Raw genomic sequence first — 24,108 nt, 5'->3', positions numbered from 1 at the left:
GCACCAAATTGATCATAGAATCAAGCTGCCAAGCATAGTCCATTATTTTATTTCATAAATGATAATTGATTGGTTAAGCTATTGAAGTAGCTTTTTTGTTGCGGTGTGTTGCTTTGTAATCATTATTATGGTTAAAAGTTAAAAAGCTATTCGTAATAAAACAGAGGTAATTATTCCCTTTTTTTATGTATATTTATTTAATGAATACCAAGGAAATACACACACAAATTAAGAGTAGAGGACAAAGCAAAAAATAGGAAGCAATCAACATCTTCGGAGGGTGAAGAACATGGGAATTTGCCCAGTGTGTAATGGATTTGAAGAACTGAATATAGAATGTCCAACATGTGGAGCTCACGCGACTGACAGGGGAAGAATGATGGATTTCTATGACGATTATAGCGCATATATGCCAATCGACCAAATGAAACTGGAAGATGGGTACAGGGATGATTTAGCAAAAGAACAATGTCCACATTACGTAAAGTGTGAGCATTGTGGATTTGAGACAGCTTATTTCATACAAGAATAGGAAAAAAAGTGCCTGACACAAGAGTGTGCCAGGCGCATTTTTTAATGAGGGGTAGACTTTGATTTGTATGGCGGGGTTTCTTGATTAAAGTCATGTGCTTCTTCAATATTAGTCTCCTTGCTAATCATATCCACTGATCCACCGGAAAGGCCTTCATTTATCATTCGGTCTATATCTATATATGCTCTATCCTTTCCCTCGAAATGGCTATCCTCTTTAAACCTATTTGTATTTTTCATTCGTTTTATATCCTCCTTGCGTAGCCTATCAATAGGTTCCCTGTATCTAATTAAAGTCATACAAGAAATCAAGCTGTTTTAATATTCCGCCAAAAGGAAAAAAACGGGTTTCAGGTTGGTGATTTACTGTATATTTTGGTATAGTTAAGTAATTGTTAAAATAAAGGAGTGGAAACATGGCTGTAAATTTACATGATAGCGCCTATGAATTAGAAAAAGCACTTAGAAATAGCGATGAATATAAAACATTAAAAGGTTTATATGATGAAGTGAATGCGGACCCAACATCAAACGAATTGTTTGGTAAGTTCCGTAATATGCAGATAGAGATGCAGCAAAAACAAATGATGGGTCAGGATATTTCACAGGAAGAGATTGCACAGGCTCAGATTGTTGTTTCAGATGTTCAGAAGAACGAGAAGATTTCAAAGCTTATGGACGCTGAGCAGCGCATGAGTCAAATTGTAACCGAACTAAATCAAATCATTATCAAACCATTAGAAGAACTTTATGGTTCTGTTAATCAATAAGCCTTAAGCAGAAAAAGAAGATCATGTTAAATATGATCTTCTTTTTTTGCTTAACCTTGCTTTCCTAGAGGTCTTTGCTGAATATGGTCTGGCTTAGTTCTATTCCTTTGCTTTTTTCATAATTTTAAGTAAAGGGATATTTCACCAAGAATAGGGGGCCATGAATATGATCTACCGAATGCTTGCACTTAATATTGATGGAACAGTGCTTCAGAGTAATGGAAAAATCCATAAATCAACAAAAGAAGCGATTGAGTATGTACAGCAAAAAGGTATCTATGTAACCCTTGTTACCTCACGAACCTTTGCCTCAGCCAAAAAAGTAGCAAAGGCATTAAAACTTGATAGTATATTAATTACCCATAGGGGGGCATACATTGCTAAGGAAATAGGGAAACCTATTCATGCCGCAAGGGTACAAGAAAATATTACCTATGATTTAGTTCGATTATTAGAAGGGTTTCCTTGTCAAATAAGACTTGTGCATGAAAATTATTCATTGGCAAATAAGTATAAGCTCAATCATAATCTACTTGCCAAAACAGTGTTTACTACAGGTGATCCTGTTTTTTATTCGCAGCAGTTCGTTGATTCGATTGGTGATACGATTATAGATGAACCGGCAAATCCATCAAGTATTGAAGTATACTTTGAATACAAGGATGACCTAACTGATGTTCAGAAGGCAATCGAAAAGATGTTTACTGAAGTAGATTGCATGGCTTTAAATGAACTAAGACTTGATATTGTCCCATCGGGGGTTTCAAAACTGAATGGACTATTATATTTAGCTGAACGTTTGGGAATTTCCAGAAACGAAATTGTTTGTATTGGTGATGAGTTTGATGATATCGATATGATTGAAGCGGTTGGTCTTGGCGTGGCAATGGGGAATGCCTCCGTAGAAGTAAAACGCGCAGCAGATTGGATTACCCGTTCACAAAACCAGCAAGGGGTTGCATATATGGTAAAAGAGCACTTCCGAAAACAGCAGCCAATTGAGTTCCTAAGGAAAATGAATATTATTAAATAAATGCAAAGTGGAAAAGCTTGGGAGATCCAAGCTTTTTTGATATTTTAACAAGTTTTTCCGTTCTTGACCTTGCAATACCAATTCTGTACACTTAAAGCAGTTTAACTTCATTCAGCAGTAGTTTTCAAGTCTTTAACGTTCGAATATAAAATGTAAAGGTGATTTTATTGTATATAGCCATTAAGGGTTTAGATGATGAGCGGTTTATTCGACCGCTGGAATTAATAGCGAATTTATTTTTTGAGGAAACAACTGTTTCTTTCGATAAAGAGGATAACAGCGATTTGATTATTCATTTCGCGCTTGAAATAAAAGATAACTCAGTATATGTAAAAGGAAAGCTGCTCGATAAAGCCGGCAATCAGGAAAGCGCGGAGTACGAAAAGGAGTTTTCCAATTATGAAACAAAAAAGGAACAGTTTAAGCAAATAAAAAATGCCGTTTCGCATACCTATTTAACCATGCTTCAAAATTGGACAGGTATCATTCAAAAATGGGGTATTTTGACAGGGGTTAGACCGACAAAGCTCCTACACCGCAAGCTACAAGAACAGATTCCAACTGAATTGGCTCATAAGCAGCTTCAGGAAGAATATTTAATAACGGAAGAAAAAATCCAGCTTATGCAGCAAATTGTTGAGAGGCAGTTGGCGGTTGTACCTGATTTATATGATTTACGAAATGAAGTAAGTATATATATTGGAATTCCCTTCTGTCCGACCAAATGCGCCTATTGTACATTTCCAGCTTATGCGATAAATGGGCGTCAGGGCTCTGTCGATTCTTTTCTGGGTGGACTTCATTATGAAATGAGAGAGGTTGGGCAATGGTTAAAGGACCACAATATTAATGTGACAACTGTTTATTTTGGCGGAGGTACACCAACAAGTATTACGGCAGAAGAAATGGATATGTTATATGAAGAAATGTATTCGTCCTTCCCAAATGTCAACCTGATAAGAGAAATCACGGTAGAAGCGGGGAGACCGGATACCATCACAAAAGAGAAGCTTGACGTTTTGAAAAAGTGGAAAATAGATCGAATTAGTATTAATCCTCAATCGTATATTCAGGAAACACTTAAAGCGATTGGCCGTCATCATACTGTTGAGGAGACGATTGAAAAATTCCATTTGGCCCGCTCAATGGAAATGAAAAATATTAATATGGATTTAATCATAGGTCTTCCAGGGGAAGGGATTGCTGAATTTACACATACCTTGAACGAAACAGAAAAGCTGCTGCCAGAATCATTAACAGTCCATACGCTGTCGTTTAAGCGAGCTTCAGAGATGACCAAAAACAAGGAAAGATATAAAGTAGCAGACCGCCAGGAAATTAGTCAAATGATGGAGCTCGCGGAAGATTGGACGAAAGCCCATCAGTACCATCCATACTACTTATATAGACAAAAAAATATTTTGGGTAACTTAGAAAATGTTGGGTATAGCACAAAAGGACAGGAAAGCATATATAACATCATGATTATGGAAGAGCAGCAATCCATCATTGGACTAGGCTGCGGGGCATCGAGTAAATTAGTTGACCCTAAAACTGGGAAAATAACCCGCTTTGCAAACCCAAAGGATCCAAAAACCTATAACGAAAATTATCAAACCTATACAACAGAAAAAATTAAGATGCTTTCAGAGCTTTTTCAAGTAAAAACAACCTTTGCTAATTAGGCAAAGGTTGTTTTTCTTATGGATCTGGCTCATTCATGTGTTAATGCTTTTCTTTTATGCGTGAAATAAAAGTAATTTACCGGTCGATGAAGTACAACGATGTGTTGTATCATTTAAATTTTTTTCTTTTAGCAGCTGTTCAGCGTGCAATTTTGCCTTTACATCGTCTGCTGCTTCAAATGTTTCATCAAGAAGTTTTTCACCTGAAGGGGAAAATGCAGTTAATTTATACATTTTCATAAAATACACCTCTTATCTAAATATTCAGTTAATAAAATTTTCTCATAGTGGTTAGAAAAAGGCAAATACGTGAATGTTTGTAAAATTTAGTAAAACGAAACTTTTATTCGATATAATCGTAATAAAGATAGAAAAAGGAGGGAGACTGGATGGTATTACAGCTACATAATGTTACGAAGAAATTTGGAAATTTTACCGCAGTTGATCAATTATCCTTAACGATTCCTGAAAAAGAAATGTATGGTTTTCTTGGCGCAAATGGTGCTGGAAAAACAACCACATTTCGGATGATTCTTGGTATTTTAAATGCCAGCAGCGGTTCGGTTACATGGGACGGAAAGACAATTGATTATTCTACAAGCCCTATAATCGGTTATTTGCCTGAGGAAAGAGGATTGTATCCAAAGCTGAAGGTACGAGATCAAATGGTCTATTTGGCAAGATTGCGCGGCATGGCCAAAAACGATGCCCTGAGGGAATTAGATTATTGGCTTTCCCGCTTTAAAGTACCTGAATATGCTGATAAGAAGGTTGAAGAGCTTTCAAAGGGGAATCAGCAAAAAATCCAGTTTATTGCTTCGGTCATTCATAAACCAAAATTATTAATATTGGATGAACCCTTCAGCGGGTTGGATCCTGTCAATGTTGAGCAGCTGAAGGAAGCAGTCCTTGAATTAAAAGAAAGTGGGACAACAATTGTTTTTTCAAGTCATCGAATGGAGCATGTAGAGGAAATGTGCGAGCATCTCTGCATTTTGCACAAAGGTAAAACGGTTGTTCAGGGTAGCTTACGTGATATTAAAAGAGCCTATGGGAAAAAGAACCTGGTAATCCATGCTGATTTTAATCTTGAAGAGTTAAATACGTTTCCGGGCGTGACGGATGCGAGGATGACACCTGAAGGAATTTCATTACAAATTACCGATGAGGAAGTAACAGCACCGCGTATACTGGAAAGCATTTATGATAAGGGCTTCATTTCTAAATTTGTTCTGGAGGAACCTTCGCTGAATGATATTTTTATTGAAAAGGTAGGTGCTTCCTATGAATAGATTTTGGATTATTCTATTCCATACCTATTTAAGCAAGCTGAAAACCAAATCATTTATTATAACCACCATCGTTACTGCACTCATCTTAGTTGGTTTAACGAATATGACAAATATCATCGATTATTTTAATAAGGGGAATGATGAGAACGAGAAAATTGCTGTTATTGATGAAACGGGAGAATTATTCCCATTAGTTACAGCACAGCTTAAAACGGTCAATGATGAACTGGAACTGGAGGCTTATACCAAATCAGAGGAAAAGGCTGAAGGGGAGGTAGAGGCGGAGAAGTACAGGGGACTATTAATCCTCAAGTTTAACAAAGACCAGCTTCCGGCAGCTGTCTATAAATCCTTGAGTATAGCAGATAATCAAATTCCAGGTGATTTAGAGTTTACGATTCAACAGATAAAGGCGCAGATTGCTGCCTCTCAATTACAATTAACGCCGGATCAGCTTGCTAAATTATCTGAGCCGATATCCTTTGAACGGGTTGCCTTAAAGGAGAATGCTAAAACACAAGAGGAATTAAGTCAGGCACGTGGTCTTGTCTATGTCATACTATTTGTTATCTATTTTGCTGTTATCATGTACGCCAATATGATTGCAATGGAAGTGGCGACAGAGAAGTCATCAAGGGTTATGGAAATATTAATCTCAAGCGTATCTCCGATTAAGCAAATGTTTGGAAAAATTCTCGGAATTGCATTGTTAAGTCTGACACAAATGGCTGTTCTCTTAGTGGTCGGTTACTATTTTATTAAGCGAAATCTTCAATCCTTACAGGGAGGCTTTTTCGAATTCCTTGGCTTTCAAAACATTCCTTTATCAACGATTATTTATGCGCTTGTGTTCTTTTTGCTCGGCTATTTTCTGTATGCCACACTTGCGGCATTCCTAGGTTCGCTTGTCAGCAGAATCGAAGACGTACAGCAGATGATTACGCCAATGACCTTTATTATTGCAGCAGGCTTTATGATTGCTATGTTCGGGTTAAATCAACCGGATACAACATTTATAACGATTACATCCTATATACCGTTTTTTACACCAATGCTGATGTTTATGCGTGTCGGAATGCTAACGATACCAGTCTGGGAGCCAATCCTGGGGATCGCTATCCTGCTTGTATCCATCACCCTCCTAGCTGTATTTGGGGCAAAAGTATATAAAGGCGGTGTACTCATGTACGGTAAATCAAATTCATTCAAGGATATCAAAAAGGCCATTCAATTAACTAAAAATGAATAAGTCGTAATTATAAAGACCAGTCTTTTTTGGAGCAAAAAGCTGGTCTTTTTTAGAATATTGTACAGAACGTGCATTCGCCTTTTGGAAATGGTAAAATAGTTAACAGAAAGAATAACGAAGTGGAGAATGGTCTTTATGAAGGAAATTACTTTTATCCATGCAGCAGATTTGCATTTAGACAGTCCTATGACAGGTCTATCACATCTGCCAAAGGATATTTTTGAACGGCTGAAGGATAGTACATTTGCTGCATTAAGAAAAATCACGGATGCTGCTATTCAACATCATGTTGATTTTGTCATACTTGCAGGAGATTTATTTGACGAGCAGGATAGAAGTGTACGTGCTCAAACGAGATTGCGTAAAGAAATGGTAAGGCTTGAGGCACATCAAATCCAAGTTTATGTCGTTCATGGAAATCATGATCATTTGAATGGGACATGGGTTCATTTAGATATGCCGGAGAATGTACATGTTTTTAGCGAACAGGTAGAAGTAAAAACTTTGATTAAGCAAAATGTAGTCACCCATTTGTATGGATTTAGTTATGACAAAAGGCATGTCGTTGAAAATAGATTAGCCGAATATAGCAAAAAGGACGGGGCCGACTTTCATATTGGAATTCTGCATGGGCACCATGAGGGGGCAAGTGATCACAGGAAGTATGCACCCTTTCGTTTAAAAGAGCTGATTGAGAAAAGGTTTGACTATTGGGCATTAGGTCATATTCATAAAAGAACCATAGTACATGAGAACCCCTATGTTGTTTACCCGGGAAATATTCAGGGTCGAAATAAGAAAGAAACAGGTAAAAAAGGCTGTTATCTAGTTAGATTGAACCAGGAAGAGACAAAGCTTGAATTCATTGATACAGCCGTGATTCAATGGGAGCAGCTTCTGCTTAATGGGCAGGATATCAATCATTTTCAAGAGCTCTACGTTTACTGTCAAAAGGCAATCGAGGAAAAGAGGCTGCACAGAAAAGGCGTATTTTTATCTATTACATTACAAAATATTAGGTTTGATGAAAAAGAATTAACCAGCGTGCTCAACGGAGATCTCCTGCAGGCACTTCAGGAGGAAGAAAAGGAAGAAGATTCTTTTGTATGGCCGACTAAAATAGAGGTTGAGCAGTCCTATACATGGGTAAGAAGCCAGCTAGAGCAGGAATCTGATTTTTACTTCGAGCTATTTCGAACAGCAGATGATGTTGAAGATATACAGGAGAGCATTTCACCATTATTTGAACATCCTACTGCTGCAAAATTCTTACCGCAACTTTCTGAAACAGAAAAACAAGAGCTAAAGCAGCAAGCACTTCATACACTATTAGGTCTATTACATAAGAATTAAGGAGGTGAAATGGTTTGAAAATAAAAGAGATATACATATATGGATATGGAAAATTTGAAAATCGAAAATTCTCCAATATTCAAGATCAACAGGTATTCTTCGGTGAAAATGAAGCAGGGAAATCTACCATTATGGCGTTTATTCATAGTATTTTATTTGGTTTCCCAACCAAACAGCAATCCGAGCTGCGCTATGAACCAAAAAAAGGAGCAAAATATGGTGGTCAGATGACTGTTCTATTTCCTGATAAAGGTACAGCGGTTATCGAGAGAGTCAAAGGCAAAGCGACTGGGGATGTCGTGGTGAGGCTGGAAAATGGAATAATCGGAGGGGAAGAGCTGTTAAAGGAGCTGCTTTCATCGATTGATAAACAGGTATTTCAAGCTATCTTTTCCTTTAACCTGCATGGCCTGCAAAATGTCCATCAAATGAAGGGTGAGGATCTTGGTCGCTTTTTATTTTCGACGGGAACGATTGGTACAGATCGTCTGCTGAAGGCAGAGAATGAGCTTACGAAGGAATTAGAAAACCGCTTTAAGCCAAATGGCAGGAATCCGAAACTGAATAGTAAGCTGAAGGATCTGCGCGGACTAAGAAATGAATTGCGAAGAGCGGAAGAAAATAATGACCAATACATAAGTCTGCTGAAAAAAAGGGAATTGCTTGAAACAAAAATAAAAGCACTTAGATCAGAGTCTATGATGGTATCTGTTGAGTTGACTCGTTTAGAGGAATGGAAAAAGGTATTTCCTCTTATTCAAAAAGAAAAGCAGCTGCTAGATGAGCTGTCACATTATGAAGAGCTTGTGTTTCCGGATAAGGGACTAGAGGAGTTTGAGAGACTAAAGCAATATCAGCTGGAGCTTGAGCGGAAACGAGACACATTAAAGCAGCGTATCGAGCACGTAAAGGATGAGCTTCATTCTTTAATGCCTAATTCCGAGCTTATTGATAAAGAAAATGAGTTAATGAAGGCCGTTGAAAGTATATCACTTTTAGAGAAGTGGAAGCAGGAAAATATTCAGTTACAGGTTAAAATGAAAAAGCTGGATGAGGATATCTTGCTTATAAAGAATAAAATGCATCTGCCACTTGAAGCTAAGGAGATTCTATCAATCAACACAAGTATATTTATGAAGGAAAAAGCAGCGGAATTACAGGCGAAGCAAAAACGATTAGCAGAAAAAAAGCTTGAGCTTGATGATGATTTTAAAGAGGAAAAAAGGCAATTGGAGGAGCTGGAAGCAAAGGAATACTCCCTTAAGGGCGAACTGTTGCCAGAAATGGAAAGAAAAAGCCTCCAGGAACAACTGTCCCGTTTTGATTCAAATCGAAATCTAGCGGATAAATATGAAGAAATAAAGAATCGATTGGCACTATTAAAAGCTTCCGAACAGAAATCATCCTCTAAAGTAAAAAGTGATAAGCTGCAATATATGATTTTTGCTGGATTATTTTTGATCCTTTGTGGGTGGGGGGTATATGCTGATTCACTCATGCTGATAATAGCAGGTGGTGTGGGAATGCTATTTGCCATTATTTCGTATCTAAGAATAAGAAGAGCCTCAGATTCTATGATACAAATTGAAATTCAGCAACTTCAGAAGAAAAAGCTTGATGTAGAGACAGCTATGAGGCAGCCAAAAGAACATATAGAGCTGATGGAACAAAAGCTTAATAGAGATACAAAGTTTAGAGAACAACTTATGCAAGTGAAAAGTATGCTAGATAGGCAGCAAGAAATGTATGATCAAGTGATTGATCGCTTTGAAGCATGGGAAAGGGACTCATTGCAGCTAGACAAGGAAATCGTAATGGCCGGCGAAGAGCTTCGGATTCCAAGGGAGATTGCTACTAAATATCTATATGATTCCTTTGAATTAATAGATGGGTTAAAGAAACATTATCAGGATCGTGAGTATTTAATCGCACAATATGATTCAAATCAATCAGCTATTCAGGAAATAGTGAAGCCGTTACGAAATCTAATCCAGCAATTTCTACTAGATGACAATCTTCCGCTTCAAGAAGCAGCACTATTGCTGAAGCGGTCATTACGAGAGGAGCTGAATAAGCAGGTAAAATATCAAGAAAAGAATGACTTGCTATCGGTTCTTCAGGATGAATATCAAGTCTATCAGCTTGAATGGAAAAGAATCTCTTCCGAAATTTCTAATCTTTTTTCCGCTGCTTCTGCAAGGGATGAACTGCATTTCAGGGAGCTTGCCAAAAAGGGGAATCAGAAATCAAAGCTCATGGAAAGCTTGAACCAGCTCCAGTTTCAGTTAAAGCTGTCCTCATTTAAAGAAGAGGAAGCGAAACAGCTTTCTCGGAGACCGGTGGAAATAGCTATTCAAGAGATCTTGGATAAAAGAGAAAAACAGGAAGCGGAATTAACCCTATTACAAGACGAATTAGCGGCAATAAAATATGATATTCAAACTCTGGAGGATGGAGGAAGCTATGCCGAACTCCTCCACCGCTTTAAACAATTAAATACTGAATTTGAAGAGGAAGCTAGAGAATGGGCTCGTTTTGCCGTGGCAAAAGAGCTGCTTCAGAAAACAGTTAATAAATACAAACAAGAACGATTACCTAAAATGCTCATCCTTGCAGAAGGTTATTTAGAATTTTTAACAGAAGGAAGATATTATCGGATAATCCCGAAACAGGAAGGGAGCGGCTTTTTAATAGAGAGCAGTGACCATCTCCTTTATGAGGCAAACGAGCTCAGTCAAGCAACGACAGAACAAATATATATATCATTGCGTCTTGCGCTTGCCCTTACCGTATACGAAAAATATAAATTTCCGATTATCATTGATGACAGCTTCGTAAATTTTGACAGTCACAGGACGAGCAGAGTCACAGAATTATTAAAGCAACTAACAGACTATCAAATTTTATTTTTTACTTGTCATGAGCATTTGCTTGACTATTACCCAGAGGCTGAAATAACACATCTAAATAAACAGAATTCGGTCTCTACAAAATAACTTAGACTGACTCGAAAGGTTATTGAATAACGCTCTTTTGGGTCAGTTTTTTTGCCTATTACATGCAGGATTAAATGTACTCAAGGATGTATGTAATACAATATCATTCATTTTTTAGCATTTTTTAAAATGAATATGTCCATTATATGAAAAGTATAAAGAAGAAAATAAGTTTAAAGATTTACTTTTCATTAATATAATTTCAATATAAAAAAGCTTTTAGTATTTTGCATTTTGCAATTTAAGGAGGTCAACATAATGAGAATGGTCGATCTGATAGAGAAAAAGCGTAATGGATTCCAATTAACAAAAGAAGAAATACAATTTATCATTAGTGGTTTTACTAGTGGAGACATACCTGATTATCAAATGTCCGCTTTTTCAATGGCTGTATTTTTCCAAGGTATGACAAAGGAAGAACGCGTTTATTTAACTGAGGCAATGGTTCAATCAGGGGATCAAATTGATTTATCTGAGATAAAGGGAATTAAGGTTGACAAGCACAGTACAGGTGGTGTTGGTGATACAACAACACTTGTATTAGCACCGCTAGTTGCCTCTGTGGGAGTACCGGTGGCCAAAATGTCCGGCAGGGGGCTTGGCCATACTGGCGGTACAATAGATAAATTGGAATCTGTCGAGGGGTTTCATGTTGAAATCTCGAATGAAGAGTTTATCCGATTAGTAAACCAAAATCACATTGCGGTTATTGGTCAAAGTGCAAACCTGACGCCTGCAGATAAAAAGCTTTATGCTTTAAGGGATGTAACCGCGACTGTAGATTCAATTCCGCTTATAGCAAGCTCAATTATGAGTAAAAAAATTGCCGCAGGCGCAGATGCGATTGTGCTTGATGTTAAAACAGGAAGCGGAGCATTTATGAAAAACCTCGATGATGCAAAAGAATTGGCTCAAACGATGGTGGATATTGGAAATGGTGTCGGCCGAAAAACAAAGGCAATCATCTCAGATATGAGCCAGCCGCTTGGATTTGCTGTCGGTAATGCATTGGAAGTGAAAGAAGCGATTGATACATTAAAAGGACAGGGTCCCGAAGATTTGCATGAACTATGTTTAACGCTTGGAAGCCATATGGTCGTATTAGCTGAGAAAGCAGCAAATAATGAGGAAGCACGAAAAATGTTAGAGGAAGTCATGCATAACGGGAAGGCATTGGAATCCTTTAAAGCATTCTTAGCTGCTCAAGGCGGGGATTCCTCTGTTGTTGATAATCCAGAGAAGCTTCCGACAGCTCCATTTACAATTGAGGTACCAGCAAAAGCTTCGGGTTATGTGGCAGAAATTACAGCTGAGGTTATTGGTGTTGCTGCAATGATGCTTGGTGCAGGACGCGCAACAAAGGATTCAGTTATTGATTTAGCCGTGGGTGTCATGCTTAACAAAAAGGTAGGAGATTACGTCCAGGCCGGCGAATCTCTAGTGACCATTCATAGCAGCCAGGAAAACGTTCCAGAAGTAATTGAAAAAATATACTCGGCTTATAGACTAGACGATACAGAGATTGCTAAACCTACACTTATCTATACAGAGATTCATTAAAGGAAAGGAAGAGAAAATATGACAACAAATTTAGCAGGAATGATTGATCATACATTATTAAAGGCAAATGCTGTAAAGGCAGAGGTAATGAAATTGCTCCAAGAAGCAAAAGAGCATAAATTTGCATCAGTATGTGTGAATCCAACATGGGTAAAAACAGCTTCAGAATTTTTACAGGATACACCGGAAGTGAAGGTATGTACGGTTATTGGCTTCCCTCTAGGTGCAACAACGTCTGAAGTAAAAGCATTTGAAACGAAAAATGCGATAGAACACGGTGCAGATGAAGTGGATATGGTAATTAATATTGGCGCTTTAAAGGACCAGCAATATGATCTAGTAGAGAAGGATATAAAAGCGGTGGTTGAAGCAGCTAAGGGCAAAGCATTAACAAAGGTTATTATCGAAACATGTCTACTATCAGATGAAGAAAAAGTGAAAGCATGTCAGTTAGCTGTATCTGCTGGTGCAGATTTTGTAAAAACATCAACTGGTTTTTCAACTGGCGGTGCGACTGTTGAAGACGTTGCGCTAATGCGCAAAACAGTTGGTTCAGAGGTTGGTGTAAAGGCTTCTGGCGGGGTGAGAAGCTTAAAGGATGCAGAAGCAGTAGTGAATGCAGGTGCTAATCGAATCGGTGCAAGCTCTGGAGTTCAAATTATCAATGGTCAGCAATCTACTTCATCATATTAAAGCTTAAATTAGCTGGCCTCCTAGGTCAGCTGATAGATGAATAAATAAATCAAGAATGGAGAATGAAACGTGGGTATTCAACTGTTGATTGATCAAGCGAAAGAAGCGAGAACTAAGGCCTATACTCCGTACTCAAAGTTTAAGGTGGGTGCAGCCTTGATGACAAAGAATAAACAAGTCTTTACCGGCTGCAATATTGAAAATGCTTCTTATGGACTTACCAACTGTGCGGAAAGAACGGCTATTTTTAAAGCAGTTTCAGAAGGTGAAACAGAAATTGAAGCACTGGTTGTTATCGGTGATACAGAAGGGCCTATTGCTCCATGTGGTGCCTGTCGTCAGGTGATATCTGAATTTTGTAATGACAGCACAAAAATTATTTTAACCAATTTAAAAGGCGACCAGGTTGAAACAACGATCACTCAATTATTGCCAGGATCGTTTTCATCTAAGGATTTATCGAATTAATTAAAATACAAATGATGAGCAAGTACAGCAGCAGTTATAGAAATTAGAATCAGCAACTTCTGGAGGAGCATCTAATGAAATACATCATTGCCATCATCGGACTTCTTGTTGTCTTTGGATTAGCCTATCTAGCAAGTACCAATAAGAAAAATATTAAATTGAAACCTATCATTCTGATGGTTGTTATTCAAGTCATTTTATCCATCCTCTTATTAAATACAACATTAGGCTTAGTATTGATAAAAGGAATAGCGAGCGTTTTTACTAAGATATTAGAATTTGCCGGCAGTGGAATTTCCTTTGTATTTGGAGGACTCGCTAATGAAGGGGAATCGCCATTCTTTATTAATGTATTGCTGCCAATTGTGTTTGTTTCAGTATTAATTGGTATCTTGCAGTATGTGAAAATCCTGCCGTTTTTTATGAGAGGGATTGGTCTACTGCTGAGTAAAGTGAATGGAATGGGAAAGCTGGAGTCTTACAACGCGGTTGCATCGGCCATGATTGGACAATCAGAGGTATTCATTACGGTTAAAAAACAGCTGGGCCATTTACCAGAAAATCGATTATATACACTGTGTGCTTCGGCAATGTCAACAGTATCGATGTCAATTGTAGGAGCCTATATGACAATGATTGAACCTAAATATGTAGTGACAGCACTTGTAATTAACTTATTTGGCGGGTTTATCATAGCTTCGATTATTAATCCATATACGGTTGATCCTAAGGAAGATATTCTAGATATCCAAGAGGGTGAAAAACAGAGCTTTTTTGAGATGCTGGGAGAGTATATCCTTGACGGCTTCAAGGTGGCAGTCATTGTAGGAGCTATGTTAATCGGATTTGTGGCGTTAATGGATGCGATTAATAATCTTTTCGACCTTGCAATTGGAATTTCATTTCAGCAAATTTTAGGATATATCTTTGCACCTATTGCCTTCATCATGGGAGTTCCAGCTTCAGAAATGGTTGCAGCGGGTGGAATTATGGCGACAAAGCTAGTGACAAATGAGTTTGTAGCGATGATTGATTTAGCAAAAATGACCGAATCCTTCAGCCCGCGTACATTGGGGATTATTTCTGTATTCCTGGTCTCATTTGCTAACTTTTCTTCCATTGGTATTATTGCAGGAGCTGTTAAAAGCTTGCATGAGAAAAAAGGAAACATTGTAGCAAAATTTGGTTTGAAGCTACTATACGGAGCTTCATTAGTAAGTGTCCTATCGGCAGTTGTCGTTAGCATGGTTCTGTAAGCCATTTTGGCTTTACTATTTACCAAAAGTAGAGGCTGCCTTATGGGGCAGCCTTCACTTCCATATTATTTACTTAATTTCCTCTGTATTTTCATATCTACTGTCGAGGTAGTCTACAATATGAATAATGTATCCTTCAATTGTTTGAGGGCTTCGAATACAGGAGCCCCATTCAGGAAGACCATGATGACATAAAATACAATGTGACATATGATGGATATCCTCTAATGTGATTGAAATACCTTCTGTTTCAATAATTTTAGACAGCATGAGGACGCCGTAAGGAATATGTCCAATCATAACGCCTAAGTCATCCATAATAATTCCTGTTTGCTTGCGATTTTCAATTGCAGCATGATCTGCGGTTGGAAATAAAAATTTAAATTCCTCATACTTCTTTCCTGCATGATCATATTCAAGCAATTTGCCGATGTCATGAAATAGAATACTTGTCATGATTAGGTCATAATTAGGTTTCTTTTCAATATGGTTCATCATGCCATAGAACATCGTATACAAATGATCAATCGTGTCTTTCCAGACCAGCTGCTGTGGATTAACGCTTGCCGATTGTATTTGGTTCCATAAGTCCCTTTTGTGAGCCTTCTCAACATGATTGATAAGTTTCATGACGGCCTGGTAGTGATTTTCTTCAAATTTTAAAATAAATCTAGCAAATCTCATTAAACCGACTGTATGCTTAAGTAAACCACCTAAATAATTATGATGATATCCCTTTGCGGCGGGGCGAAGGCAAAATTGATCCCAAAACCTGTGCATGGCTGCTAAGGAAATATCCTTAAAAGGTGATTCAAGCTCATTCAAATAGGAAAATAGTTCAACTGTCAAATCGTCGATACTTTGCTTTGTGTAAGCTAGTAATGTAAAGGGATTAATATCTTCTTTACATGGTTTAATCTTGTTAATGGTTAAGGATTTATGACCCTTATAATCCTCTATCTTTGCTTCCACATCAAATAGAGAAAATTCATCAAGCAGCGGTACGGTTGTCTCCACAGCACCTTGATTATCCCACATTTTTGCATTAATCGTACCTGCATTATTGCTAAATCTAACTTTTAAAAATTGTTTACCTGTTTTCGTTGTTTCAACACTATAATCATTAAGGAGCAATCGAACGCGCACTGTATTTCCGCTTACTTCATCCTGTAATTGAAACATTTCTTCTCCTGCAGGTAAGAGCGGTGGAGGAAATTCCTTTAGTATTTGCTCCCGTTCCATTTCAGAGGCCTCAAATCGAACCGGAATAAAATCATAAAAATATGTGGCTTCATTAGTCACGTATATCACCCCTACATTTATAAACCAGTAACTGATAAGTTATTTAATATAGTAATCTAGTTATCATTTTAACTCACTTCATGATGCTTTTGCGATTAAATTGATTTATTTCCTATAGTTTCTAATTGGTCATAACGATATGCTGCTGTACATATAATAGATTATCCAAATTAACGAAGGGTAAAGAGGTGAAAAATATCGATATTCCATTTTGGATTTACTTTGTTGTCGCAGGGATTATTCTAAGTGCCTATATGGTTATTCGGACTGGAAGAGAGGAAAGGCAGATGGAAGAGGAAATAATAGAGAGAGAAGGAGAAATCTATATGGAGCGATTAGAGAAGGAGAGGGAAGATAAAAAGAAAACACAAAATTCAGCTGGTTGAGAGTGGAATAGAAGAAAAGCCCAGTTTTCGTCATTAGAAAACTGGGCTTTTTCACACGAAAAAGGTTGTGTTATATCGTATTATTTTTCTTCTTTTTTTGCAGTATCATCTGCTAAAATTCCTTTTAGGTCTTTATCATTAATTTTAACGTCTGCAGCTTTCATTTCTTTATTGATGACACTCATGATATTTTCCTGTGTCATTTTCGTTGCCTTGTATTTTGTTTCCATTTCATCCTTCACTTTATCAAACGGCTCTGCTTCCTTTTTCTCTGTCACTTGAATGATATGATAACCAAACTGTGATTTAACAGGTTCGCTTATTTCATTGACATCTAAAGCATAGGCAGCCTCTTCAAATTCCGGTACCATTGCACCAGGTCCAAACCAGCCAAGGTCTCCACCTTGATCTTTAGAACCATCTGTAGAGTATTCTTTAGCCAAATCCTCAAATTTTCCGCCTGCATCAAGCTTTGACTTTACTTCTTTAGCTGTTTCTTCATCTGCTACAAGAATATGACGGGCCTTAATTTCTGGTTTGTAATTTTCTTCGTAGTATTTTTTAATATCCGCTTCTTTTACATCCTTCAATACCGCTTTTTCAATAAGAACCTCTAATTTTACATTTTCATCCTTTTTAAAAGCCGCTTCATCCGCAAATCCGTATTGCTGGTAGAATGTATCACCTAGCTGCTCCTTGTATTCTTTAACCTTTGCATCTAAGTCTTTATCTGTCACTTCATATTTGTCAGAAAGGACTTTTGTGTATAGAAGCTGCTGGAGCACCATTTCTCCTTGCTTGTCCTTCATTGCTTCATAAAACTCGTCCTTTGTTATATTGCCTGCCTTCGATTCAGCAACTGAATCAGATCCTCCGTTACATGCACTTAAAGTAAGTATTCCTGCTGCAAGCGTTGTGGCTATTATCCATTTTTTCACGTATAAACACTCCTAAAATTAGTATGATTCAATTGATTCAACAAACATTACTATAACATAAATTGGATGCAGAACAAATTATTACAGTCCTTTAACGATGGATATTTTTATAAAAATGGGTATTTGACCATCCCGACTTCGCCATTCGTACATATGATAAAACGAAAGCGAAAGGAGGTAAGATGATGGGACAGTATAGCAATGGATTCGCGTTAATTGTTGTTTTGTTCATTTTATTGATTATTGTAGGGGCTTCCTTTTATTAAGTCTAAATAAAATATTGGTGCAAATACAGCCTAGCGTTACTAACTGATTTTTTGATTTAAAGGAGGTGATACCATGGGTGGTTCTTACGGATATGGTGGAGGATTTGCGTTAATCGTTGTTCTATTCATCCTTTTAATCATCGTTGGTGCAGCTTGGCTATAAGCCATTCTTAGTCCGATGAGTATAGCAAAAGATTAACAGTCTCTAACTTATGTAAAAAAAAGCAGCGGTGAGAATCATCTCACCGCTTTTTGGTCATGAAAAATATGGTTGCTGAAATTCTAAACCGTAAACAGAAGTTCAACGTAGGAAGAAATTAATAAGATTGTCACAAGAATATTAATTGTATGGAAGACAGTTGCTTGTCTTTCCTCAGGAATCTCTTTTTGCAAACAAAGAGTATTTGTCATCCTATTAATATTAAATAATATAAAGCAAGCAAATAGGATAAAAATGTAGATCATTAATGTTTTCCTCCTTTTGAGAGGCAGATTATACTTAAAAGCTACCTAAATGGAATAGTATGATATTTACATTAGCAAAAAAATTCAAAAAAAGATAGGTTAATTTAATGTAAAAATTTATTTGCGTTGAAAATACCCTCATTAAGGAGGGATTAGTTATTTTTATAGATGGAGGGATTGACTAATATTTCGAAGCCATTCTCATTCTCTTCAATATATGCTTGATTAGGTGCCATTAAAACATTTTTGATATAAATAAAATCGGAAACACATAAGCCTATATGAAAAGCTAGTAAAATGGTAAAATAATGAACATAATTATTTATTACCCAGCAAGCTGCAAACAAGGATCCGTTAATGATAATAAAAGGAGCAATTAAAGTCATTATATATTGCCACTTTAAGATGGGTTCAATAATTCGAATTTGAATGATAGGAAAAATGAAATATTTAATTGATATAGTTGTTTTTATTTTATTTTTTAAATGTACAAGTGAGAAAAAGTGTATAATTTTATGGATTGGATACATAAGCAACAACCCAACAATCAATAATAAGAAATATTTATCACCTAATGAAGACGGTACGAATAAATAGGTTGCAGGTACATATAAAAAAATAAAAGTGAATAGCATGGTTAAGATGGATAGGATACATACACGTTGTGTGTTGTATTTCTTATTGAGATTTATCTCCTTCCAGCAATTCATTCTATCAGCCTCCAGCAGGAGCAAGTGGTTATGAACTTACTAAGTTAATGTACGATGAAAGCAAAAAAAAATCAATAGGAAAAACAATTGCTTCTTTTCACAGTATTATATCGACTTTCTGCCCAAAATAAGGAGTAGGTTGTCCGTTGAAAACATAGATAAACAAAGAGGGGAAAGAAAATGGATTTAGGAGCATTATTAGAGAGGATTAAACGACTTGAATTCCATCAGTCCTTACTGTTGGAAATGAATCAAACAACAAAGTTTGCATTTTATAAATTAATTATTGAAAAAGGAATAGGGGAAAGAGAAGTACAAAAATTATACAATCTTTGTGATGAGTTGAGCAAGGAATTGAAAGAACAGAAAGCGGAGGGTTTTTTGAATTTTCATCCGCTTTTCAATAAATTTTCTATGAAATTGCAAACCTGCGGGCTACATGCTGAGGATGTCATTGCTGCCTGTATAACCCAGGAATTATATCTCCCGCTGATGACAGAGCTAAAAAAGTATCTATAAAGTTTAGATTAGCTCTGTCTTTTGCGGGAGTTTCTGTTGAAGTTTTCCTTCTGATTCCATAAATTCTTTATCAATATTATTAAAAGACTTTTCGAAAATTTCCATGAAGTCATCGCCATAAATATTACGGACGATAGCCATTACCTCCAGCATTTCTGGGAACTTCCCATAAATATCCTTTAAAGGCAGTGAGGCAGAATATGCTGCATTTTGAGAAGGATCATATGCTTCCATAATTTCTAGAAAGATATTTTCCCCTTTTTCAGTAAGCTGAATGTAAGTATTTCGCTTGTCGTTTTCTTTTTTAGAAAATTGCAGAAAACCGCGTTCTTCTAATTTTTTCGAAAAATTAAACGCTGTTGAAACATGCATAACCCCAAATTTAGCAACATCCGAAATAGATGCTCCATTTAAATGGTAAGCAATCCATAAAATATGGTGCTCGTTAATATTTAGATCATATGGCTTGATCCATTGCTGCCAATCCTTTTCGATTGATTTCCACAGTGCCTTACTAAGTTGACCAATTCTTTGACTAAATAACAGAGCTTCCTTTATTGTATACTCTTTTTCTTCCATCCTCTTAATCACCCTTTTTTTTATCTGTATATTCATTATGCCAATAAAATAAAGATTAATAAAGATATAAATTTACCAAATTTTTAGAATATCCTTAAATTCTTGTGTAGAATAGCTGTTTGAAGGCCATTTTAAACATGTTGATTTTTATCACTATTTTTATAATATATTTGTTTTCGATTCAAAAATAAAAAAATCCTTCTTTTTAAAAAGGATTTTTTAAATTTTTTGAAAATTTATTCAAAATAGTCTTATTTTTTACTTAATTCTGATTCAAGTTCTTGAATATTCCTTTCAATTTCGGCAAGTTCCTTTTGCAATTCCCGTTGATGTGGCTTTATTTCTTCTTGCCAATTAGAAACAGTATGCTTAATATCTAATACAAAATCCTTTAGCGTTTCAGTTCCTTCTGAAGATGCTGCTTTTATCCCTCGATTTAATTCTTTAAGATTATCCTTCAGTTCACTAAGTTGTTTAAGGACCGCTTCCTTGGATTCTTTAAGGCTGTTTCGAGTTTCCTCTCCTGATTTTGGTGCTGTAAGCAGCGTGCTGATACCTGCAGAGACACCGCCTATCAAAAAGCCGATTAAGAAAGACTTTCCTTTCATCAAAACCACCTCATCTTATTTTATAAACATTACTTCTATATAAATGAAATAGAATCCTTTTCAAAATCATTATTTTTATTTAATTGTTAAGAAAAGAATAGCCTTTTTTAGTGATGGTACTGAACTATGCTGGTATAGCAGCTGTTTATTCGACCTGCTTCAAAGGGTTCGTTATATCTTCAAAGTAACTAGCATACAATTAGTTAACCCTTGTCTTTTAAAAGGAGTGCAGTCGCTATCGTATGATGAAACTATTTTTTTCCTTAAGCATTCTGTCCTTTTTAGCAAGTATTTATTTTGTAACATCGATTAAAAAACCAGGAGTTTACCCGCCAAAATATATATTGAAAAGACGTTCAGCAACAATGGCGGCAGGAGGCCTGCTCTTTTTTCTTATTGGATGTATCATCAGCCTTTTTCATTGATTACGAATGCAGAAAAAAACCCGTCGGATGGACGGGTTTAATCATGTCTTATTGACTGATTGTCTGCTGATTTGTAATCTTTGTTCTCTTAAGAATTGATGTGGCAACAGGGTACAGGACTATCATAACGATTGTATTAACGGCTGCAGCAGGTAATACCACCGTAGCAAAAAGGGCCGCAAATGGTCCTGGAAGACCGACAATTAGAAAGGCAGATCCTAAAAAGACAATGCCTGAAATAATTGTACCGACAGCTGTTAAGATTGCAGTCGAAATGATTGATCTGCTGAATTTGCTGAACGCAAGGAACAAAGCAAAAAATACGAATGATGTAACAAACTTGTCGATAATATTAGGAAACAAACCTCCCGGAAAAGTGGTAGTAATGCCGGAAATAATACCAGTGGCAAGACCAAGAAGCAAAACACTTTTCTTATCAGGGAATAAAACAATTCCTAAAAACATCATCACTAACATCATATCTGGTTTCATGCCAAGAAAAAATCCTGGAACAACAGCGTGCAGAACAGTTCCCATTCCTACCAATAGGGCAAGTGCCACAAGGTTTTTTGTATTCAATTCTAATCTCTCCTCTTCTAAACTAAGCTAATGTATTTCTTCTCCTGCAGTGCACTCATTGCCTGCAGCGAAAAGTTGCTATTATTATAGCATATTAAATCATTTATTGTTAGATTAATAATTTTTTCTAAAGTCACTCATAAATTGGGCAAGTCGTTCAACATTCTCAAATGGTACTGCATTGTAAATGGATGCACGGCATCCGCCGACAGAGCGGTGTCCGTTTAAGCCAACAAAGCCTGCTTCCTTCGCTTGTGCTAAAAAGCTTTTCGTTGCATCTTCTGAATTTAATGTAAACGTAACATTCATTGTTGATCTGCTGTCAAGCGCTGCATGACCATTATAAAAGCCGTTACTATTATCAATTTCATTATAGAGAAGGGAAGCTTTACGTTCATTTTTCTTCTCGATCGCTTCAAGTCCACCTTCTTCAGTAACCCATTTTAAGACAAGTGATAATAAATAAATACCAAAGGTTGGCGGTGTGTTGTATAAGGAATTATTTTTTGCATGGGTAGTATAGTTTAACATGGTTGGAAGGCTATCGCTTGAACGCTCTAATAGCTCTTTCTTCATGATGACTACCGTAACGCCTGATGGTCCTAGATTTTTCTGTGCACCGGCATAAATAAGGTCAAATTGTTCCATATTTAATGGCTTGCATAGGATATCACTGGACATATCAGCGATTAGCGGCGCTTTTAATCCTGTTGGGAACTGCTTCCATTGAGTACCATAAATGGTATTATTGCTTGTAATGTGTACATAAGCAGCATCGCTCGGGATGGAAGAAGCATCAAGAACAGGAATGTTTTTGTAATTATTGTCCTTGCTGGAGACAGCAATCTCTGTTTTACCAACCTTAACGGCTTCTTTTAATGCTTTTTCAGACCAAGAGCCAGTCAATGCATAATAAGCTGTCTTTCCTTCTGTAAGCAGATTCATTGGAATCATTGAAAATTGAAGGCTTGCACCGCCTTGTAAAAAAAGAATTTCATACTGATCAGGGATTGAAAGTAAAGAACGTAATAGGCTTTGGGCTTCATTATGAACAGCCTCATAATCCTTACTTCTATGACTAAGCTCCATAACAGACATGCCGGTATTTCTAAAGTTTAATAAGTCATTTTGAGCTTCCTTCAGCGCCCATTCTGGAAGGGCGGCTGGACCAGCATTAAAATTTAGTGCGCGGTTCATCAAGAAATTCCTCCTAAGTTTTCTATTACTGTATTATGTTCGTTCATTCACGAGAGCATACAGTAAGGGAAATATTTTTATTTAATATTATCAGAAATTGTCGAAATGTAAAACTGATTTTAAATATTTAGAATTAGGGCAAAAAAATTCTCCCAAAAGGAGAATTTTACAAATGACTGCTGATGTTTTCGGCCATTTGCTGTAAATCAAAGGAACTGTAATCACTTTGATTGTTTTTCCAAACGGCTCCAAATCCATCACCTTCACCGTAACGAGGAATTAGGTGCAGATGAAAATGAAACACAGATTGACCGGCTTTTTCACCGTTGTTATTTACTGCATTTAATCCAACTGGGTTATAGGCTGTTTTCAATGCATTTGCAATTTGTGGTGCAACCTCAAAAATATTCTTTGCGATCTCAGGTGTTAATTCAAAAAGATTTTCTTTATGTATTTTCGGAATAATTAATGTATGACCTTTTGTCACCTGGCTGATATCAAGAAAGGCAACGACATGTTCATTTTCAAAAACCTTTGCAGATGGAATTTCTCCATTGACAATTTTACAGAAAATACAATCACTCATTTTTTTCAACCCTTTCAAAAGTAGTGGATTTCCTAATATTGTAACATAGCTCAAAGCTTTACAAAAGAAAAGGGCAGGATTCGCAAGGAATCCCGCCCGATTGCAGGGGAATATTCATATACAACGTTCTATTACAGGTACTTTTCTGCCGTAAACACCTCATTTATAGGATAAATGTTTGTGTTTATTTAGAAACTGATCCTTTGTTCAAGCTAACCATCCCCTATTTTTTATAGTTTTTTCAAACATATAAAAAGTTGGTTGTCTGGTCTTTGATAAACACCTCATCTTCAAATGGTTTGAAATGATTGGTGCAAAAGATCATTTGGTTTTTATACAATTTTTTGTGCATTCAACCATTTTCTGCCGTAAACACCTCATTTATAAGTTAAATGTTTGTGTTTATTTAGAAAACAGATCCTTTGTTCAAGCTAACCATCCCCTATTTTTTATAGTTTTTTCAAACATATAAAAATTCGGTTGTCTGGTCTTTGATAAACACCTCATTTTCAATTTGAAATTATCGGTGCAAAAGATCATCTTGGTTTTCATACAACTTGTGCATTACAACCATCCCCTTATAGGAACGTTTCATTGCATATGGGTTTATTGAATGACATTGTCTTTAACAGACACCTCATTTCAATTGGTTGATGATAAAC

The 24,108-nt window shown here is 36.6% G+C and carries 28 protein-coding genes; 17 read left to right on the top strand and 11 right to left on the bottom strand.

Annotation, left to right across the window (positions count from 1 at the left end):
- Positions 1 to 289: 289 nt before the first annotated feature.
- Entirely contained in the window at positions 290 to 532 is a 243-nt protein-coding gene (locus tag ACHUFV_RS09210; RefSeq protein WP_394233274.1) for a hypothetical protein, read from the top strand.
- 41 nt (positions 533 to 573) lie between these two features.
- Here the strand turns inward: ACHUFV_RS09210 and ACHUFV_RS09205 are convergent, their stop codons facing one another.
- Positions 574 to 771 (bottom strand): hypothetical protein, encoded by a 198-nt coding sequence (locus ACHUFV_RS09205; protein ID WP_394233273.1) that lies wholly within the window; start codon positions 769 to 771, stop codon positions 574 to 576.
- Between the two features lie 176 nt (positions 772 to 947).
- Here ACHUFV_RS09205 and ACHUFV_RS09200 point away from each other — a divergent pair, with 176 nt between their 5' ends.
- From ACHUFV_RS09200 to ACHUFV_RS09190, 3 genes are all read left to right on the top strand, one after another.
- On the top strand, positions 948 to 1,301 hold the full coding sequence (locus ACHUFV_RS09200) for a YlbF/YmcA family competence regulator (RefSeq protein ID WP_394233272.1): 354 nt from the start codon (positions 948 to 950) through the stop codon (positions 1,299 to 1,301).
- Between the two features lie 166 nt (positions 1,302 to 1,467).
- Positions 1,468 to 2,334, top strand: coding sequence for a Cof-type HAD-IIB family hydrolase (locus ACHUFV_RS09195; RefSeq protein ID WP_394233271.1), 867 nt, complete (start codon positions 1,468 to 1,470; stop codon positions 2,332 to 2,334).
- A 167-nt stretch (positions 2,335 to 2,501) separates the two neighbouring features.
- Positions 2,502 to 4,019, top strand: a complete 1,518-nt coding sequence (locus ACHUFV_RS09190) for a coproporphyrinogen III oxidase (RefSeq protein WP_394233270.1) — start codon at positions 2,502 to 2,504, stop codon at positions 4,017 to 4,019.
- Positions 4,020 to 4,073: 54 nt separating this feature from the next.
- On the opposite strand, the gene ACHUFV_RS09185 is transcribed toward ACHUFV_RS09190, so the two are convergent.
- Positions 4,074 to 4,259: a YhzD family protein gene (locus ACHUFV_RS09185; RefSeq protein ID WP_394233269.1), complete on the bottom strand. Its 186-nt coding sequence runs from the start codon at positions 4,257 to 4,259 to the stop codon at positions 4,074 to 4,076.
- 149 nt (positions 4,260 to 4,408) lie between these two features.
- On the opposite strand from ACHUFV_RS09185, the gene ACHUFV_RS09180 reads away from it, so the two are divergent.
- The 8 genes from ACHUFV_RS09180 to ACHUFV_RS09145 all read left to right on the top strand — a co-directional run bounded on the left by ACHUFV_RS09180 (position 4,409) and on the right by ACHUFV_RS09145 (position 14,886).
- A complete protein-coding gene (locus ACHUFV_RS09180; protein ID WP_394233268.1) occupies positions 4,409 to 5,311 on the top strand; it encodes an ABC transporter ATP-binding protein in 903 nt (300 codons plus the stop codon).
- Positions 5,304 to 6,560, top strand: a complete 1,257-nt coding sequence (locus ACHUFV_RS09175) for an ABC transporter permease (protein WP_394233267.1) — start codon at positions 5,304 to 5,306, stop codon at positions 6,558 to 6,560. The genes ACHUFV_RS09180 and ACHUFV_RS09175 overlap by 8 nt, the downstream gene beginning before the upstream one ends.
- Before the next feature lie 135 nt (positions 6,561 to 6,695).
- A complete protein-coding gene (locus ACHUFV_RS09170; protein WP_394233266.1) occupies positions 6,696 to 7,913 on the top strand; it encodes a metallophosphoesterase family protein in 1,218 nt (405 codons plus the stop codon).
- A gap of 14 nt (positions 7,914 to 7,927) precedes the next feature.
- Complete coding sequence (locus ACHUFV_RS09165; RefSeq protein ID WP_394233265.1) at positions 7,928 to 10,909, top strand: ATP-binding protein; 2,982 nt, start codon at positions 7,928 to 7,930, stop codon at positions 10,907 to 10,909.
- 258 nt (positions 10,910 to 11,167) lie between these two features.
- Complete coding sequence (locus ACHUFV_RS09160) at positions 11,168 to 12,469, top strand: pyrimidine-nucleoside phosphorylase (protein ID WP_394233264.1); 1,302 nt, start codon at positions 11,168 to 11,170, stop codon at positions 12,467 to 12,469.
- 18 nt (positions 12,470 to 12,487) lie between these two features.
- Positions 12,488 to 13,162 carry a deoxyribose-phosphate aldolase gene (gene deoC / locus ACHUFV_RS09155; protein ID WP_394233263.1) on the top strand — a complete coding sequence of 225 codons (675 nt, stop codon included), beginning with the start codon at positions 12,488 to 12,490 and terminating at the stop codon, positions 13,160 to 13,162.
- A gap of 69 nt (positions 13,163 to 13,231) precedes the next feature.
- The gene (locus ACHUFV_RS09150) at positions 13,232 to 13,630 is read left to right on the top strand and encodes a cytidine deaminase (RefSeq protein ID WP_394233262.1); all 399 of its coding nucleotides are present in this window, start codon (positions 13,232 to 13,234) and stop codon (positions 13,628 to 13,630) included.
- 74 nt (positions 13,631 to 13,704) lie between these two features.
- Positions 13,705 to 14,886 (top strand): NupC/NupG family nucleoside CNT transporter, encoded by a 1,182-nt coding sequence (locus ACHUFV_RS09145; protein WP_394233261.1) that lies wholly within the window; start codon positions 13,705 to 13,707, stop codon positions 14,884 to 14,886.
- 69 nt (positions 14,887 to 14,955) lie between these two features.
- Here the strand turns inward: ACHUFV_RS09145 and ACHUFV_RS09140 are convergent, their stop codons facing one another.
- A complete protein-coding gene (locus ACHUFV_RS09140; protein WP_394233260.1) occupies positions 14,956 to 16,188 on the bottom strand; it encodes an HD domain-containing protein in 1,233 nt (410 codons plus the stop codon).
- 197 nt (positions 16,189 to 16,385) lie between these two features.
- Here ACHUFV_RS09140 and ACHUFV_RS09135 point away from each other — a divergent pair, with 197 nt between their 5' ends.
- Entirely contained in the window at positions 16,386 to 16,574 is a 189-nt protein-coding gene (locus ACHUFV_RS09135) for a sporulation YhaL family protein (protein WP_394233454.1), read from the top strand.
- A gap of 80 nt (positions 16,575 to 16,654) precedes the next feature.
- On the opposite strand, the gene ACHUFV_RS09130 is transcribed toward ACHUFV_RS09135, so the two are convergent.
- Positions 16,655 to 17,512 carry a peptidylprolyl isomerase gene (locus ACHUFV_RS09130; protein WP_394233259.1) on the bottom strand — a complete coding sequence of 286 codons (858 nt, stop codon included), beginning with the start codon at positions 17,510 to 17,512 and terminating at the stop codon, positions 16,655 to 16,657.
- A 182-nt stretch (positions 17,513 to 17,694) separates the two neighbouring features.
- Here ACHUFV_RS09130 and ACHUFV_RS09125 point away from each other — a divergent pair, with 182 nt between their 5' ends.
- Together ACHUFV_RS09125 and ACHUFV_RS09120 are read left to right on the top strand one after the other, a co-directional pair.
- Complete coding sequence (locus ACHUFV_RS09125; RefSeq protein WP_394233452.1) at positions 17,695 to 17,778, top strand: YjcZ family sporulation protein; 84 nt, start codon at positions 17,695 to 17,697, stop codon at positions 17,776 to 17,778.
- A 73-nt stretch (positions 17,779 to 17,851) separates the two neighbouring features.
- Positions 17,852 to 17,941, top strand: coding sequence for a YjcZ family sporulation protein (locus ACHUFV_RS09120; RefSeq protein WP_044022974.1), 90 nt, complete (start codon positions 17,852 to 17,854; stop codon positions 17,939 to 17,941).
- A gap of 119 nt (positions 17,942 to 18,060) precedes the next feature.
- Here the strand turns inward: ACHUFV_RS09120 and ACHUFV_RS09115 are convergent, their stop codons facing one another.
- Both ACHUFV_RS09115 and ACHUFV_RS09110 read right to left on the bottom strand, forming a co-directional pair.
- Complete coding sequence (locus ACHUFV_RS09115) at positions 18,061 to 18,243, bottom strand: hypothetical protein (protein ID WP_394233258.1); 183 nt, start codon at positions 18,241 to 18,243, stop codon at positions 18,061 to 18,063.
- A gap of 152 nt (positions 18,244 to 18,395) precedes the next feature.
- Entirely contained in the window at positions 18,396 to 18,953 is a 558-nt protein-coding gene (locus ACHUFV_RS09110; RefSeq protein WP_394233257.1) for a DUF3267 domain-containing protein, read from the bottom strand.
- A gap of 180 nt (positions 18,954 to 19,133) precedes the next feature.
- Here ACHUFV_RS09110 and ACHUFV_RS09105 point away from each other — a divergent pair, with 180 nt between their 5' ends.
- The gene (locus ACHUFV_RS09105; protein ID WP_394233256.1) at positions 19,134 to 19,472 is read left to right on the top strand and encodes a DUF1878 family protein; all 339 of its coding nucleotides are present in this window, start codon (positions 19,134 to 19,136) and stop codon (positions 19,470 to 19,472) included.
- Between the two features lie 3 nt (positions 19,473 to 19,475).
- On the opposite strand, the gene ACHUFV_RS09100 is transcribed toward ACHUFV_RS09105, so the two are convergent.
- Complete coding sequence (locus tag ACHUFV_RS09100) at positions 19,476 to 20,051, bottom strand: HTH-type transcriptional regulator Hpr (RefSeq protein ID WP_394233255.1); 576 nt, start codon at positions 20,049 to 20,051, stop codon at positions 19,476 to 19,478.
- A gap of 251 nt (positions 20,052 to 20,302) precedes the next feature.
- Positions 20,303 to 20,659, bottom strand: coding sequence for a YtxH domain-containing protein (locus ACHUFV_RS09095; RefSeq protein WP_394233254.1), 357 nt, complete (start codon positions 20,657 to 20,659; stop codon positions 20,303 to 20,305).
- 245 nt (positions 20,660 to 20,904) lie between these two features.
- On the opposite strand from ACHUFV_RS09095, the gene ACHUFV_RS09090 reads away from it, so the two are divergent.
- A complete protein-coding gene (locus tag ACHUFV_RS09090; protein ID WP_394233253.1) occupies positions 20,905 to 21,084 on the top strand; it encodes a hypothetical protein in 180 nt (59 codons plus the stop codon).
- Between the two features lie 48 nt (positions 21,085 to 21,132).
- On the opposite strand, the gene ACHUFV_RS09085 is transcribed toward ACHUFV_RS09090, so the two are convergent.
- The 3 genes from ACHUFV_RS09085 to ACHUFV_RS09075 form a co-directional block, all read right to left on the bottom strand.
- Positions 21,133 to 21,663, bottom strand: a complete 531-nt coding sequence (locus ACHUFV_RS09085) for a tryptophan transporter (RefSeq protein WP_394233252.1) — start codon at positions 21,661 to 21,663, stop codon at positions 21,133 to 21,135.
- 114 nt (positions 21,664 to 21,777) lie between these two features.
- Positions 21,778 to 22,860 (bottom strand): 3-phosphoserine/phosphohydroxythreonine transaminase, encoded by a 1,083-nt coding sequence (gene serC / locus ACHUFV_RS09080; RefSeq protein ID WP_394233251.1) that lies wholly within the window; start codon positions 22,858 to 22,860, stop codon positions 21,778 to 21,780.
- A 166-nt stretch (positions 22,861 to 23,026) separates the two neighbouring features.
- Positions 23,027 to 23,446, bottom strand: a complete 420-nt coding sequence (locus ACHUFV_RS09075; protein WP_394233250.1) for an HIT family protein — start codon at positions 23,444 to 23,446, stop codon at positions 23,027 to 23,029.
- Positions 23,447 to 24,108 lie beyond the last annotated feature (662 nt).

It is taken from the genome of Niallia oryzisoli (genome assembly GCF_043641075.1).
GTDB classification, from domain to species: Bacteria; Bacillota; Bacilli; order Bacillales; family Cytobacillaceae; genus Bacillus_BD; species Bacillus_BD oryzisoli_A.
Note: the sequence above shows the minus strand (reverse complement) of the source record. Positions and strands in the feature narration are given on the sequence as shown.